The following is a 14,475-nucleotide window of genomic DNA, read 5'->3' as shown; positions in this document are numbered from 1 at the left end:
AGTCGTCTTTCCGTTCGATGGGTGACGGGGGTCGGACGTACGGCGTGGTAACCGGCATTCTGGTAGGGCTTGGCGCACACAGCGCACAAGTGGTTTCAGGGATGGGGGCGTTCCAGTGGGCGGCAACGGCGGAAGCGGCACGAACGCTGAGAAGCGCCCGAACGAACTCCTGGGCTCGTGGTTCGTACGCAGCGGCTGGTCCAAGGGCGAGCTGGCCCGACAGGTGAACCGCCGGGCGCGTCAGCTCGGCGCCAACCACATCTCCACCGACACCTCGCGCGTACGGCGCTGGCTCGACGGGGAGAACCCCCGCGAGCCGATCCCGCGGATCCTGTCCGAGCTGTTCTCCGAGCGGTTCGGCTGCGTGGTCGCCGTGGAGGACCTGGGACTGCGCGCGGCGCACCAGTCCCCTTCCGTCTCCGGGGTCGACCTGCCCTGGACGGGCCCGCAGACCGTGGCGCTGATCAGCGAGTTCTCGCGCAGCGACCTGATGCTGGCGCGGCGCGGCTTCCTCGGCAGCTCGCTCGCCCTCTCCGCGGGCCCGGCCCTCATCGAGCCGATGCAGCGCTGGCTCGTCCCCGCCCCCGCCGCCCCGCGCGCCGAACCCGAGCCGTCGTCCGCCGCGCGCCGCGCCGGCCGGCTCTCCCAGCCGGAGCTGGACCTCCTCGAATCCACCACCGTGATGTTCCGCCAGTGGGACGCCCAGTGCGGTGGCGGTCTGCGCCGCAAGGCGGTCGTCGGCCAGCTGCACGAGGTGACCGACCTCCTCCAGGAGCCCCAGCCCGAGGCCACCACCCGGCGGCTGTTCAAGGTCGCCGCCGAGCTGGCCGAGCTGGCCGGCTGGATGAGCTACGACATCGGCCTCCAGCCCACCGCGCAGAAGTACTTCGTCCTCGCCCTCCACGCGGCCAAGGAGGCGGGCGACAAGCCGCTGGGCTCGTACATCCTGTCCAGCATGAGCCGGCAGATGATCCACCTCGGCCGCCCCGACGACGCCCTCGAACTGATCCACCTCGCCCAGTACGGCAGCCGGGACTGCGCGAGCCCGCGGACCCAGTCGATGCTGTATGCGATGGAGGCCCGCGCCTACGCCAACATGGGCCAGCCCGGCAAGTGCAAGCGGGCCGTGCGGATGGCCGAGGACGTCTTCGCCGACGCCGAGGAGTGGGACGACCCGGACCCCGACTGGATCCGCTTCTTCAACGAGGCCGAACTGCACGGCGAGAACTCCCACTCCTACCGGGACCTCGCCTATGTCGCCGGCCGCAGCCCCGCCTACGCCTCCCTCGCCGAGCCCGTGATGCGCCGGGCCGTCGAGCTGTTCGCCGTGGACAGCGAGCACCAGCGTTCGTACGCGCTGAACCTCATCGGCATGGCCACGGTGCATCTGCTGCAGCGCGAGCCCGAGCAGGGCGCGGACCTGGCCAAGCAGGCCATGGAGACGGCGAAGAAGGTGCGCTCCGAGCGCGTCAACACCCGTATCCGCAAGACCGTGGACACGGCCGTCCGCGATTTCGGCGGTCTCGCCGAGGTCGTCGACCTCACCGATCAGCTCGCCGTCCACCTCCCCGAGACCGCCGAGGCGGTCTGACCGGCCCGTCCTCCGCGGGCCCACGTGTACTCCGGCCGCGGCCGGCCATCCCTACTGCCCGACTCGGCTCCCCCATGCCAGGTCATCGGATGGTCTGCCGTGGCCGGTCCGTTCGGGGCGGGTCCGCCCGGAGTTCCATCGGATACGAAACCGTTATCCACCGAGGGGCCCGCAGAGGCTGGGCCCCGGACGGGATGCATCCTCCGGAATTCACGTTTCACCTGTCTGTAACGTGATGGGTGCCTTCGTCACCTCCGGGAAACATTTCCAAACTCCCGGCGAAACGGTGCTGCGTCAGTCTCCTCAGCACAGTCGGCCCTCCCCGATAGCTCCCCAGCTTCCGCATCCGCACGGGCCGTTCCGACCACGAGGAGATACCGGCATTGAACGGCACAGATACCGGATTCGTATTGATCAGTGCGGCGCTCGTCATGGTGATGACGCCGGGCCTGGCGCTCTTCTACGGCGGCATGGTCCGTGCCAAGAGCGTGCTGAACATGCTGATGATGTCCTTCATTTCGCTGGGTATCGTCAGCATCCTGTGGGTGCTGTACGGCTACTCGCTCGCCTTCAGCGGTGACGTCGGCCACTTCATCGGCAACCTCGACGCCATCGGTCTCAAGGGCATCGACGTCACCAGCACGGTGGACAGCTTCGTCACCAACGCCAAGGGCGAGCCGCACCAGATCGCCGCGTTCTCGTTCATCCTGTTCCAGATGCTGTTCGCGGTCATCACCCCGGCCCTGATGAGCGGCGCGCTCGCCGACCGCGTCAAGTTCAGCGCCTGGATGATCTTCGTCGCCCTCTGGGTCACCCTCGCGTACTTCCCGGTCGCGCACTGGGTCTGGGCGCCGGGCGGCTGGCTCTTCGACATGGGCGTCATCGACTTCGCCGGTGGTACCGCGGTCCACATCAACGCCGGTATCGGCGCGCTCGCCGCGGTCCTCGTCGTCGGCAAGCGGATCGGCTTCAAGAAGGACCCGATGCGGCCGCACAGCCTGCCGCTGGTCCTGATCGGCACCGCCCTGCTGTGGTTCGGCTGGTTCGGCTTCAACGCCGGCTCCTGGCTCGGTGTCGACGGCACCACCGCCCGCATGGCCATCAACACGCAGATCGCGACCGCCGCGGCCATCATCGGCTGGCTGATCTACGAGCGCATCCGCCACGGCGCGTTCACCACCCTCGGTGCCTGCTCCGGCGCCGTCGCCGGCCTCGTCGCGATCACCCCCTCCGGTGGTCACGTCAACGCCTTCGGCGCCATCCTGATCGGCATCGTCGCCGGCGCGGTCTGCTCCTGGGCCGTCAGCCTCAAGTACAAGCTCGGCTACGACGACTCCCTCGACGTCGTCGGTGTCCACCTGGTCGGCGGTGTCCTCGGCACCCTGATGGTCGGCTTCCTCGCCACCGACGGGATCGGCGGCCTCGACCAGTTCGGCAAGCAGGCCACGGGTGCCTTCTCGGTCATGGGCTACACCTTCGTGGTGACCTGGCTCATCGCCTTCGCCATCCAGAAGACGATCGGCTTCCGGGCGTCCGAGGAGGACGAGATCACCGGTGTCGACCAGGCCCTGCACGCCGAGACCGCGTACGACTTCTCCTCGGCCGCCGGTTCGCACATCTCCGCCAGCACCACGAGCAGCGTCGCTGCCCCTCAGAGCAAGAAGGTCGAGGCATGAAGCTGATCACCGCCGTCGTCAAGCCGCACCGGCTCGACGAGATCAAGGAAGCCCTGCAGGCCTTCGGGGTGCACGGCCTTACGGTGACCGAGGCCAGTGGGTACGGTCGGCAGCGGGGACACACCGAGGTCTACCGCGGCGCCGAGTACACGGTGGATCTGGTTCCCAAGATCCGTATCGAGGTGCTCGCCGAGGACGACGACGCCGAGCAGCTGATCGACGTCATCGTCAAGGCCGCCCGCACCGGCAAGATCGGTGACGGCAAGGTCTGGTCCCTCCCGGTCGAGACGGCCGTTCGGGTCCGGACCGGCGAGCGCGGCCCGGACGCGCTCTGACCGAAGAGAAGAACAGGAGTCGCTGGGTGACGAGTACGGACGTACGTACGGATGCAGAGGACTCGGGACCCAGCGGCTACGCGGCGGCCCGGCTGCGCCTCCTCCAGGAGGGGGCGCAGTCCGGGCCGCCGCGCCGTTCGGCGCTCGCCGAGCTGACCGACGAATGGCTCGCGGGCCTCTTCGGAGCGGGCGCCGCCGAGTCGCGCGGGGTCTCCCTCGTGGCCGTCGGCGGATACGGGCGCGGTGAGCTGTCGCCCCGCAGCGATCTCGATCTGCTGCTCCTGCACGACGGGACCGACGAACGGGCGGTGGCCGCGCTGGCCGACCGCATCTGGTATCCCGTCTGGGACCTGGGGCTGGCCCTCGACCACTCCGTGCGCACCCCCGCCGAGGCCCGCAGGACCGCCGGCGAGGACCTTAAGGTGCAGCTCGGGCTGCTGGACGCCCGCCACATCGCCGGTGACCTGGGCCTGACCGCCGGGCTGCGGACCACCGTCCTGGCCGACTGGCGCAACCAGGCCCCCAAACGCCTCCCGGAACTCCAGGAGCTGTGCGTCGAGCGGGCCGAGCGGCAGGGGGAGCTGCAGTACCTGCTGGAACCCGACCTCAAGGAGGCGCGCGGCGGGTTGCGCGACGCCACCGCCCTGCGCGCCGTCGCCGCCTCCTGGCTCGCCGACGCCCCGCGCGAGGGGCTCGCGGACGCCCGTCGCCGCCTCCTCGACGTGCGGGACGCGCTGCACCTCACCACCGGGCGCGCGACCGACCGGCTCGCGCTCCAGGAGCAGGACCAGGTCGCCGCCGAGCTGGGACTGCTGGACGCCGACACCCTGCTGCGCCAGGTCTACGAGGCCGCCCGTGTGATCTCGTACGCCAGTGATGTGACCTGGCGTGAAGTGGGGCGCGTGCTGCGGTCGCGCGCCGTGCGGCCCCGGCTGCGCGCCATGCTGGGCGGCGGGAAGCCCGCCCCCGAGCGGTCGCCGCTGGCCGAGGGCGTCGTCGAGCAGGACGGCGAGGTCGTCCTCGCCCGGGCCGCCAAGCCCGACCGGGACCCCGTGCTGCCCCTGCGCGCGGCCGCCGCGGCCGCCCAGGCCGGACTGCCGCTCTCCCTGCACGCCGTACGACGCCTGGCGGCCGCCGCCAAGCCGCTGCCGACGCCCTGGCCCGCCGAGGCACGCGAGCAGCTCGTCACCCTGCTGGGTTCCGGGCGCCCGACCGTCGACGTCTGGGAGGCGCTGGAGGCCGAGGGCCTCATCACGCACCTGCTGCCCGACTGGGAGCGGGTGCGCTGCCGGCCGCAGCGCAACGCCGTGCACATCTGGACCGTCGACCGGCACCTCATCGAGACCGCGGTCCAGGCGTCCGAGATGACCCGCCGGGTCCACCGGCCCGACCTCCTGCTCGTCGCCGCGCTGCTGCACGACATCGGCAAGGGCTGGCCCGGCGACCACTCCGTCGCCGGCGAGATCATCGCCAAGGACGTGGCGGCCAGGATCGGCTTCGACCGGGAGGACGTGGCGGTGCTCGCCACCCTCGTCCGCCACCATCTGCTGCTCGTCGACACCGCCACGCGGCGCGACCTGGAGGATCCGGCCACCGTCCGGTCCGTGGCCGACGCCGTCGGATCGCCCGGAACGCTCGAACTGCTGCACGCGCTGACCGAGTCGGACGCGCTGGCCACCGGGCCCGCCGCCTGGTCGTCGTGGCGTGCCTCGCTCGTGTCCGAGCTGGTGCAGCGGGTCGACGCGCTGTTCGCCGGGGACGCCCCGCAGGAGCCGGAGCCCGGCGAGACCAGCGCCGAGCAGGAGCGGCTCGCCATCGAGGCGTTCCGCACCGGCGGGCCGGTGCTGTCGCTGCGCGCCCAGACGGAGGCCCCCACCGGGGACAAGGACGAGAAGGCCGACCCCGAGCCGCTCGGCGTGGAACTCCTCATCGCCGTCCCCGACCAGGCGGGCGTCCTGCCCGCGGTCGCCGGCGTGCTCGCCATGCACCGGCTGACCGTACGCACGGCCGAACTCGGGACCTTCGACCTCCCCGACGGTGTCGAGGGCTCGGTGCTGCTGCTGAACTGGCGGGTGGCCGCCGAGTACGGCTCGCTGCCCCAGGCCGCCCGGCTCCGCGCGGACCTCGTGCGCGCTCTGGACGGGTCGCTGGACATCGCCGGGCGGCTCGCCGAGCGGGACGCGGCCTATCCCCGGCGGCGGGGCGTGGTCGCACCGCCGCCGCGCGTCACGGTGGCCGCGGCGGCCTCCCGGCACGCCACGGTCATCGAGGTCCGCGCCCAGGACGCCCCCGGACTGCTGCACCGGATCGGGCGCGCCCTGGAGGACGCGCACCTGCGGGTGCGCAGCGCGCACGTCAGCACGCTGGGCGCCAACGCCGTGGACGCCTTCTACGTGACCGGGACGGACGGGGCGCCGCTGCCGGGTGACGAGGCGGCTTCGGTGGCCCGCAAACTGGAGGAGACGCTGCGCGGCTGACAGCGACGGGTACGGGGCCCCGCGGCCTCGTACCCGTGCCGGGCCCGCCGCGCCCACGACTGCCCCGATCTGTCCACAGGGGTGGAGACCCGACCACACCCGGCCGGATACCCTGGAGGGCAGCCCACCCGCCCCCGACTCCGAGGACCGACACCGCCGTGTTCGATACGCTCTCCGATCGCCTCTCAGCGACGTTCAAGAACCTGCGCGGCAAGGGGCGCCTGTCCGAGGCGGACATCGACGCCACGGCCCGCGAAATCCGTATCGCGCTCCTCGAAGCGGACGTCGCGCTGCCCGTCGTCCGGGCGTTCATCAAGAACGTCAAGGAGAGGGCACTCGGTTCCGACGTCTCCAAGGCGCTCAACCCGGCCCAGCAGGTCCTCAAGATCGTCAACGAGGAACTGGTCGGGATCCTCGGCGGCGAGACCCGCCGTCTGCGGTTCGCCAAGAACCCGCCGACCGTGATCATGCTCGCGGGTCTCCAGGGTGCGGGTAAGACGACTCTCGCGGGCAAGCTGGGCCGCTGGCTGAAGGAGCAGGGCCACTCGCCGCTGCTCGTCGCCTGCGACCTCCAGCGCCCGAACGCGGTGAACCAGCTCAGTGTCGTCGCCGAGCGCGCCGGGGTGGCGGTCTACGCCCCCGAGCCGGGCAACGGCGTGGGCGACCCGGTCAAGGTCGCCAAGGACTCCATCGAGTTCGCGAAGTCGAAGGTCCACGACATCGTGGTCGTCGACACCGCGGGCCGCCTGGGCATCGACCAGGAGATGATGCAGCAGGCCGCCGACATCCGGGACGCGGTCTCCCCGGACGAGATCCTCTTCGTCGTCGACGCGATGATCGGCCAGGACGCCGTCAACACGGCGGAGGCGTTCCGGGACGGCGTCGGCTTCGACGGCGTGGTCCTCTCCAAGCTCGACGGTGACGCCCGCGGTGGTGCCGCCCTGTCGATCGCCTCGGTCACCGGCAAGCCGATCATGTTCGCGTCGAACGGCGAGAAGCTCGACGAGTTCGACGCGTTCCACCCCGACCGGATGGCCTCCCGCATCCTCGACATGGGTGACCTGCTCACCCTGATCGAGCAGGCGGAGAAGACCTTCAGCCAGGAAGAGGCCGCCAAAATGGCCTCCAAGCTGGCGTCCAAGAAGGGGCAGGACTTCACGCTCGACGACTTCCTGGCCCAGATGGAGCAGGTCAGGAAGATGGGCAGCATCAGCAAGCTGCTCGGCATGCTGCCCGGCATGGGGCAGATCAAGGACCAGATCAACAACATCGACGAGCGCGACGTCGACCGCACGGCCGCGATCATCAAGTCGATGACCCCGGCCGAGCGCCAGGAGCCGACGATCATCAACGGCTCGCGCCGCGCCCGTATCGCCAAGGGTTCCGGCGTCGAGGTCAGCGCGGTGAAGAACCTCGTGGAGCGGTTCTTCGAGGCCCGCAAGATGATGTCCCGCATGGCCCAGGGCGGCGGCATGCCCGGGATGCCGGGCATGCCGGGCATGGGTGGCGGCCCCGGCCGGACCAAGAAGCAGCCCAAGCAGGCCAAGGGCAAGCAGCGCTCCGGCAACCCGATGAAGCGCAAGCAGCAGGAGCAGGAGGAGGCCGCCCGCCGGGCCGCCGCCGCGCAGGGCGGCGCCCTCGGGCTGCCGGGCCAGCAGGCTCCTCAGGACTTCGAGCTGCCGGACGAGTTCAAGAAGTTCATGGGCTGACAGCCCCACATGGCGGACGCCGCGTGCCGGCCGGGGGGTGTGGCCGGGCGCGCGGCGCCGGATGCCGTGCGTGAACGGCGTGGTGTGGTGTCGCTCGTGGTGCTTCTCGGTGGCAACCCCCGTACGCGGATGTGTTGTTCCCCTGGACGATGCGCCAGGCTATGGGTGCGGTGCGGCACTTGGCCAAGGCCGATGCGCTACCGACCCGCTTTCTTCACACCCCTCACACCCAAGTCGGACGATGCCTCGAAGACCTTCCCAGGTCTTCCCCCTGGCTCAGGGCGTCCGCGCGATCAGGTAGCGGAACACGTTCGGCATCCACACCGTGCCGTCCCGGCGGCGGTGCGGGTGCAGGGCCTCGGTGAGTTCCTTGTCCACCTGCACCTGATCGGTGGCCCGGATCGCCGCGTCGAACAGTCCGGTCGACAGCAGCCCCCGGACCGCGTTGTCCACGTTGGCGTACCCGAAGGGGCAGGCCACGCGTCCGGAGCCGTCCGGCCGGAGCCCGGCGCTCTGGGCCACGTCCTCCAGGTCGTCCCTGAGCGACGGGCGCCAGCTGCCCGCGCCGCGCAGGGGGTCGGCCAGCTTCGCGGCCACGCGGAGCACGGCGGACGTGGCGCAGCGCTCGGGCGGGCCCCAGCCGACGAGGACCACGGGGGTGCCGCGTTCCGCGAGCGGGGTGGCCGCGGCGAGCAGGTCGCCGAGGCCCTCGGAGTCCCCGTCCAGACAGCCGATCGGCTCGAAGGCGGTCACCAGGTTGTACAGCGGGTCGCCGGGGGCGCGCGCGTCCGCGGGAGCCCCTTCGACGATTCGGGCGCGGGCGCGCGTGGGCGTGCCCCACGCCTCCGGCCGCAGCCGCTCCCGCGCCAGTGCCGTTCTCTCGGGCTCCCCCGGGTCCACGCCGGTGACCGTGGCGCCCCGCGAGGCCGCCATCAGCAGCGCGAGCCCCGAGCCGCAGCCGAGCCCGAGCAGTCGCGTGCCGGTGCCCACGTCGAGCCGCCGGTGGACGGCCTCGTACAGCGGTACCAGCATCCGTTCCTGGATCTCGGCCCAGTCACGCGCGCGTGCACACCGGTCCACGCGGGATAAGGCCCCCGCGCGAGGCAGTTGCTGCCGCACGAGCGTAGGTGTCATATCGAAAGCGCCCCAATCCGCCGTGAGTTGCCGTTGCCGGATTTCCTGGCCCCCGTGGCAGTGCGCGCGCCGGCACACCCCCGTATGCCAGGTAACTCCGCGTCCGGCGCGTCGTCCAGGGGTCTCGGACATCGGTTTCGCGGACTGTCACGCCCGGCGAAAAGAATTCACATCGCCGCAATATGCCCCCGTACTATCGCGCCATGGCCAAGGCACCCGTACTCACCCCCAGAGCGGACGACTTCCCCCGCTGGTACCAGGATCTGATCACCAAGGCCGAGCTGGCCGACAACGGCCCGGTGCGCGGCACCATGGTGATCCGACCGTACGGGTACGGACTGTGGGAGCGGATGCAGCAGGAGATGGACGCCCGGATCAAGGAGACGGGTACGCAGAACGCGTACTTCCCCCTCCTGATCCCGCAGTCCTACCTGGCACGCGAAGCGGAGCACGTCGAGGGCTTCGCGCCCGAGCTGGCCGTGGTGACGCACGGTGGCGGCAAGGATCTGGAGGAGCCCGCCGTCGTCCGCCCCACCTCCGAGATGATCATCAACGCCTCCTTCTCGAAGTGGGTGCAGAGCTACCGCGATCTGCCGCTGCTGATCAACCAGTGGGCGAACGTGGTCCGCTGGGAACTGCGCCCCCGGCTGTTCCTGCGCACCTCCGAGTTCCTGTGGCAGGAGGGCCACACGGCGCACGCCACCTACGAGGAGGCGCGCGACTTCGCCGCGCACATCCACCGGCAGGTCTACGAGGACTTCATGGTGAACGTCCTCGCGATGGACGTCGTCCCCGGCCGCAAGACCGTGAAGGAGCGCTTCGCGGGCGCCCTCAACACCCTCACCCTCGAAGGCATGATGGGCGACGGCAAGGCCCTCCAGATGGCCACCAGCCACGAACTGGGGCAGAACTTCGCGAGGGCCTTCAACACCCGGTACCTGTCGAAGGACGGCAGTCAGGAACTCGTCTGGCAGACCTCCTGGGGCTCCACCACCCGCATGATCGGGGCCCTGGTGATGATGCACGGCGACGACCACGGGCTGAGGGTCCCGCCCCGGCTGGCCCAGATCCAGGTGGTGGTCGTCGCGATCAAGGACGACGAGGCGGTTCTGGCCAAGGTCCGCGAACTGGGCGACCGGCTGAAGGCCGCGGGCGTCCGGGTCCGGGTCGACGACCGCACGGACGTCCCGTTCGGCCGCCGGGCCGTCGACTGGGAACTCAAGGGCGTCCCCGTACGTGTCGAGGTCGGCCCCCGTGACCTGGAGAACGGCACCGCGATGCTGGTCCGCCGCATCCCCGGCGGCAAGGAACCCGTCGCGCTCGACGCCCTCGTGGCCCGGCTGCCCGCGCTGCTGGAGGAGGACCAGGCGCTCCTGCTGAGGCAGTCCCGCGAGCGCCGCGAGTCCCGGACGAGCGAGGTGTCGACGGCCGAGGAGGCGATCGAGGCCGCCGCGGCCGGCGGCTGGGCGCGTATCCCCTGGTCGACGCTGGGGGAGGAGGGCGAGGCCCGGCTCGGCGAGCACGCGGTGACCGTACGGTGTCTGGTCGGCGAGGACGGGTCGGTGCCCGACTCCTACGACGCACCCGGTAACGTCGCGGTCGTGGCGCGCGCTTACTAGAGCACCCCGTTCCGCCGGGAGCGCGACCGAAAGGTCCCTTGCGCATCCGAGGATCACAGTCGCCCCGGCGCGCGGACCTTGTCTACGCGCCGGGGCGTACGTGTTACTACGTACCGCCTTGTGGCGGGCTGCGAGGCTTCTCCGCAGATCAGCGCACCCGCCCTCGTCAGGACGCACTAGCGGCAACTGACGGGTACGTGCAAATTATTTGGGATGGCCCGGAATCGGAACACACGGGCACTCAGGCTCGTTCTCATTACGTGAGCACGACACAGACACCACCCGTTCTCGCCGCAGAACTGGCGCAGGCGTGGGCCGACATCCAACGGCACCACCCCGAGCTGCCGGATCTTGCCGCTCCCGAGTCCCTGATCGGGGAGTCGTCGTCCGCCTGCGGGCACGAACTCTCCTTCGAGCGACTGCTCCATGAGGCAGTCCATGGCATCGCCGCCGCCCGCGGAGTCCGCGACACCTCCCGGGCCGGTCGCTACCACAACCGCAGATTCCTCGCGATCGCCGAGGAACTCGGCCTCGACCACCCGGAGGAACCTCACCCCAGCAGCGGTTTCTCGCTGGTCACGCTCAATCCCGAGGCCAAGCGTCGCTACCGCCCGACCATCGAGAGACTGCAGCGCGCTCTCAAGGCGCACACCGCGGCGACCTCCGCGGACACGGCCCGCAGCTTCCGGGGCCCGGCGGCCCGGCACGGCTCCTCCGGCGGCGGCGTCCGCGTCAAGGCCGTCTGCGACTGCGGCCGCAACGTCCGGGTCGTCCCGTCCGTCCTCGCCCAGGCCCCCATCGTCTGCGGCGGCTGCGGCAAGCCCTTCCGGATCCCGGAGGTCATGGGCGCGGCGTGAGGCGGGGGCGAGCCGAGAAGACGGCGAGCCGGCACGCACGGCTGCTCGTGGCAGCCGTAACCGGTTCGTGGTCGACGGGTTCGCCCTCGCCGAGGGCAGTCGTGCCGCCGGGGCGACGGGGAACGGCGGACGCGGGCGGCACCCGGTGAGCAGCGGTGGGCGAAAGCCCCCGGGTGCCGGGTGCCGCTTCGGCATGGGTTCACGCAGGCCGGGTCGGAGGCGAGCCGCAGCGTGTGGCACAATGGCTAGCTGTACTCGACAGTCGCACAGGACCCCTCTCTCCTCCGGCTGACGCGTCCATCGGGCACTCGGGTACCGCAACCCCACGCGGCTTTTCTCGCCGTGCCCAATTCACGTCAAATCCAGGAGAACCCACTCCCGTGGCAGTCAAGATCAAGCTGAAGCGTCTGGGCAAGATCCGTTCGCCTCACTACCGCATCGTCGTCGCCGACTCCCGCACGCGCCGTGACGGCCGTGCGATCGAGGAGATCGGCAAGTACCACCCGACGTACAACCCGTCGGTCATCGAGGTGGACGCCGAGCGCGCCGCGTACTGGCTGGGTGTCGGCGCGCAGCCGACCGAGCCCGTGCTCGCCATCCTGAAGAAGACCGGCGACTGGCAGAAGTTCAAGGGCGAGCCCGCTCCGGCGCCGCTCCTCGTGGCTCAGCCGAAGTCCGCGCGCCCGTCGTTCGAGGCCCTGGGCGGCGACGACGAGGGCAAGGGTGAGGCGATCACCCAGAAGAAGAAGGCCGAGAAGAAGGACGAGGCCGCGGCCGAGTCCGAGTCGACCGAGGCCTGAGCATGCTCGAGGAGGCTCTCGAGCACCTCGTCAAGGGCATCGTCGACTACCCCGACGACGTGCAGGTCGCTTCCCGCAACCTGCGCCGCGGGCGCGTACTCGAGGTCCGGGTCCACCCCGACGACCTCGGCAAGGTGATCGGCCGTAACGGCCGTACCGCCCGCGCCCTGCGTACCGTCGTGGGTGCCATCGGCGGCCGCGGTGTCCGTGTCGACCTGGTCGACGTGGATCACGTCCGCTGACGTCATTCGCAGCACCGGCTCGGGCCGGGGAAGGCCACTGGGCCGTCCCCGGCCCGTAGTCGTATGAGTCGTATGACAGGAGATCAAGCACAGTGCAGCTCGTAGTCGCACGGATCGGCCGCGCCCACGGCATCAAGGGCGAGGTCACCGTCGAGGTCCGCACCGACGAGCCGGAACTCCGGCTCGGCCCCGGCGCCGTCCTGCTCACGGACCCCGCCTCGACGGGCCCGCTCACCATCGAGACCGGCCGGGTCCACAGCGGCCGGCTGCTTCTGCGCTTCGAGGGCGTCCGCGACCGCAACGCCGCCGAGGCCCTCCGCAACACCCTGCTGATCGCGGAGGTGGACCCGGAGGAGCTGCCCGAGGAAGAGGACGAGTACTACGACCACCAGCTGATGGACCTGGACGTGGTCACCCGGGACGGGGTCCAGGTCGGCCGGATCACGGAGATCTCGCACCTGCCCTCCCAGGACCTCTTCATCGTCGAACGGCCGGACGGCAGCGAGGTCATGATCCCCTTCGTGGAGAGCATCGTCACCGAGATCGACCTGACCGAACAGCGGGCGGTCATCGACCCGCCGCCGGGACTGATCGACGACCGGGCGGAGATCGCGTCGGCCCGGGACGCCGCCGAGGAGTCCACCACGGACGCCGCCGGACCGGCCGGGGACGAGGTCTGATGCGCCTCGACGTCGTCACGATCTTCCCCGGGTACCTCGACCCCCTGAACGTCTCCCTCGTCGGCAAGGCACGCGCGCGCGGACAGCTCGATGTGCACGTCCACGACCTGCGGGAATGGACGTACGACCGGCACAACACGGTCGACGACACCCCCTACGGCGGCGGCCCCGGCATGGTCATGAAGACCGACCCCTGGGGCGAGGCGCTGGACGCGGTCCTCGCCGACGGCTACGAGGCCGGGGCCCGTCGGCCCGCGCTCATCGTCCCCACCCCGAGCGGACGCCCGTTCGATCAGACGCTCGCCGTCGAACTCTCCGAGCGCCCCTGGCTGGTCTTCACGCCGGCGCGCTACGAGGGCATCGACCGGCGTGTGATCGACGAGTACGCGACCCGGATGCCCGTGTACGAGGTGTCCATCGGCGACTACGTGCTCGCCGGCGGCGAAGCGGCCGTGCTGGTCGTCACCGAGGCCGTGGCACGGCTGCTGCCCGGTGTCCTCGGCAACGCCGAGTCCCACCGGGACGACTCCTTCGCGCCCGGCGCCATGGCCAACCTCCTGGAGGGCCCGGTCTACACCAAGCCCCCCGAGTGGCGCGGCCGCGACATCCCCGAGGTGCTGCTCAGCGGCCACCACGGCAAGATCGCGCGCTGGCGGCGCGACGAGGCCCTGAAGCGCACGGCGGCCAACCGGCCCGACCTGATCGAGCGTTGCGACCCCAAGGCCTTCGACAAGAAGGACCGCGAGATGCTCTCCATCCTGGGCTGGGCCCCGGATCCGGCGGGGGAGCCGCACGGCCGATTTTGGCGGCGGCCCGACGACGTGGAAGAATAGGCCGCTGTTGTGCGTCGTCCGGCGCGCGCCCCTGCCGCAGGGGGACACGACGCCCGCCCCGACACGGACAGCATCCTCACGAAAACCTAGCTCCCGCCTATGACCTGTGGCATGGGCGAAGAAAGCAGACGAAATGTCTCACCTGCTCGACTCCGTCGACTCCGCGTCGCTGCGCAGCGACATCCCGGCCTTCCGCCCGGGTGACACCGTCAACGTCCACGTGCGCGTCATCGAGGGCAACCGCTCCCGTGTGCAGCAGTTCAAGGGCGTGGTGATCCGTCGCCAGGGCGCCGGTGTCCGCGAGACCTTCACGGTCCGCAAGGTCTCGTTCTCCGTCGGCGTCGAGCGCACCTTCCCGGTGCACACCCCGATCGTCGAGAAGATCGAGCTCGTCACCCGCGGTGACGTGCGTCGCGCGAAGCTGTACTACCTGCGCGAGCTGCGCGGCAAGGCCGCGAAGATCAAGGAGAAGCGCGACAACTGATCGCGCGCACGAGTCACACAAGGTCGTCACAGCGGGGC

Annotated in this window: 13 protein-coding genes; 12 read left to right on the top strand and 1 reads right to left on the bottom strand. The window is 70.8% G+C overall.

From position 1 onward, the window contains the following. Positions 1-115 precede the first annotated feature (115 nt). The 5 genes from PYR72_RS15470 to ffh all read left to right on the top strand — a co-directional run bounded on the left by PYR72_RS15470 (position 116) and on the right by ffh (position 7,788). Complete coding sequence (locus PYR72_RS15470) at positions 116-1,591, top strand: hypothetical protein (RefSeq protein WP_275455898.1); 1,476 nt, start codon at positions 116-118, stop codon at positions 1,589-1,591. Between the two features lie 383 nt (positions 1,592-1,974). After that, complete coding sequence (locus PYR72_RS15465) at positions 1,975-3,267, top strand: ammonium transporter (protein ID WP_275455897.1); 1,293 nt, start codon at positions 1,975-1,977, stop codon at positions 3,265-3,267. Continuing rightward, a complete protein-coding gene (locus PYR72_RS15460) occupies positions 3,264-3,602 on the top strand; it encodes a P-II family nitrogen regulator (RefSeq protein ID WP_003997576.1) in 339 nt (112 codons plus the stop codon). The genes PYR72_RS15465 and PYR72_RS15460 overlap by 4 nt, the downstream gene beginning before the upstream one ends. 26 nt (positions 3,603-3,628) lie before the next feature. Continuing rightward, a complete protein-coding gene (locus PYR72_RS15455; RefSeq protein WP_275455896.1) occupies positions 3,629-6,079 on the top strand; it encodes a [protein-PII] uridylyltransferase in 2,451 nt (816 codons plus the stop codon). A 158-nt stretch (positions 6,080-6,237) separates the two neighbouring features. Next, the gene (gene ffh / locus PYR72_RS15450; RefSeq protein ID WP_059082598.1) at positions 6,238-7,788 is read left to right on the top strand and encodes a signal recognition particle protein; all 1,551 of its coding nucleotides are present in this window, start codon (positions 6,238-6,240) and stop codon (positions 7,786-7,788) included. Between the two features lie 276 nt (positions 7,789-8,064). Here the strand turns inward: ffh and PYR72_RS15445 are convergent, their stop codons facing one another. After that, on the bottom strand, positions 8,065-8,820 hold the full coding sequence (locus PYR72_RS15445; protein WP_275455895.1) for an SAM-dependent methyltransferase: 756 nt from the start codon (positions 8,818-8,820) through the stop codon (positions 8,065-8,067). A gap of 305 nt (positions 8,821-9,125) precedes the next feature. Here PYR72_RS15445 and proS point away from each other — a divergent pair, with 305 nt between their 5' ends. From proS to rplS, 7 genes are all read left to right on the top strand, one after another. Beyond that, positions 9,126-10,541, top strand: coding sequence for a proline--tRNA ligase (gene proS, locus PYR72_RS15440; protein ID WP_275455894.1), 1,416 nt, complete (start codon positions 9,126-9,128; stop codon positions 10,539-10,541). 260 nt (positions 10,542-10,801) lie between these two features. Then, entirely contained in the window at positions 10,802-11,398 is a 597-nt protein-coding gene (locus PYR72_RS15435; RefSeq protein WP_013000412.1) for a hypothetical protein, read from the top strand. Positions 11,399-11,778: 380 nt separating this feature from the next. Continuing rightward, positions 11,779-12,198, top strand: a complete 420-nt coding sequence (gene rpsP / locus PYR72_RS15430) for a 30S ribosomal protein S16 (protein ID WP_275455893.1) — start codon at positions 11,779-11,781, stop codon at positions 12,196-12,198. A gap of 2 nt (positions 12,199-12,200) precedes the next feature. After that, entirely contained in the window at positions 12,201-12,440 is a 240-nt protein-coding gene (locus tag PYR72_RS15425; RefSeq protein WP_033526925.1) for an RNA-binding protein, read from the top strand. Positions 12,441-12,532: 92 nt separating this feature from the next. After that, positions 12,533-13,120 (top strand): ribosome maturation factor RimM, encoded by a 588-nt coding sequence (gene rimM, locus PYR72_RS15420; RefSeq protein ID WP_275455892.1) that lies wholly within the window; start codon positions 12,533-12,535, stop codon positions 13,118-13,120. Beyond that, the gene (gene trmD / locus PYR72_RS15415; protein ID WP_275455891.1) at positions 13,120-13,953 is read left to right on the top strand and encodes a tRNA (guanosine(37)-N1)-methyltransferase TrmD; all 834 of its coding nucleotides are present in this window, start codon (positions 13,120-13,122) and stop codon (positions 13,951-13,953) included. Before rimM ends, trmD begins: the two co-directional genes overlap by 1 nt. 133 nt (positions 13,954-14,086) lie before the next feature. Then, on the top strand, positions 14,087-14,437 hold the full coding sequence (gene rplS, locus PYR72_RS15410; RefSeq protein ID WP_013000407.1) for a 50S ribosomal protein L19: 351 nt from the start codon (positions 14,087-14,089) through the stop codon (positions 14,435-14,437). Positions 14,438-14,475: the final 38 nt, after the last annotated feature.

Source organism: Streptomyces sp. VNUA24 (genome assembly GCF_029167005.1).
Classification (GTDB): domain Bacteria; phylum Actinomycetota; class Actinomycetes; order Streptomycetales; family Streptomycetaceae; genus Streptomyces; species Streptomyces scabiei.
Note: the sequence above shows the minus strand (reverse complement) of the source record. Positions and strands in the feature narration are given on the sequence as shown.

Coding starts and splice junctions, on each gene's coding strand:
- PYR72_RS15425 (WP_033526925.1), top strand. CDS start 12,201: ATGCTCGAGGAGGCTCTCGAGCACCTCGTCAAGGGCATCGTCGACTAC.
- proS (WP_275455894.1), top strand. CDS start 9,126: ATGGCCAAGGCACCCGTACTCACCCCCAGAGCGGACGACTTCCCCCGC.
- trmD (WP_275455891.1), top strand. CDS start 13,120: ATGCGCCTCGACGTCGTCACGATCTTCCCCGGGTACCTCGACCCCCTG.
- rplS (WP_013000407.1), top strand. CDS start 14,087: ATGTCTCACCTGCTCGACTCCGTCGACTCCGCGTCGCTGCGCAGCGAC.
- PYR72_RS15460 (WP_003997576.1), top strand. CDS start 3,264: ATGAAGCTGATCACCGCCGTCGTCAAGCCGCACCGGCTCGACGAGATC.
- PYR72_RS15445 (WP_275455895.1), bottom strand. CDS start 8,820: ATGCTGGTACCGCTGTACGAGGCCGTCCACCGGCGGCTCGACGTGGGC.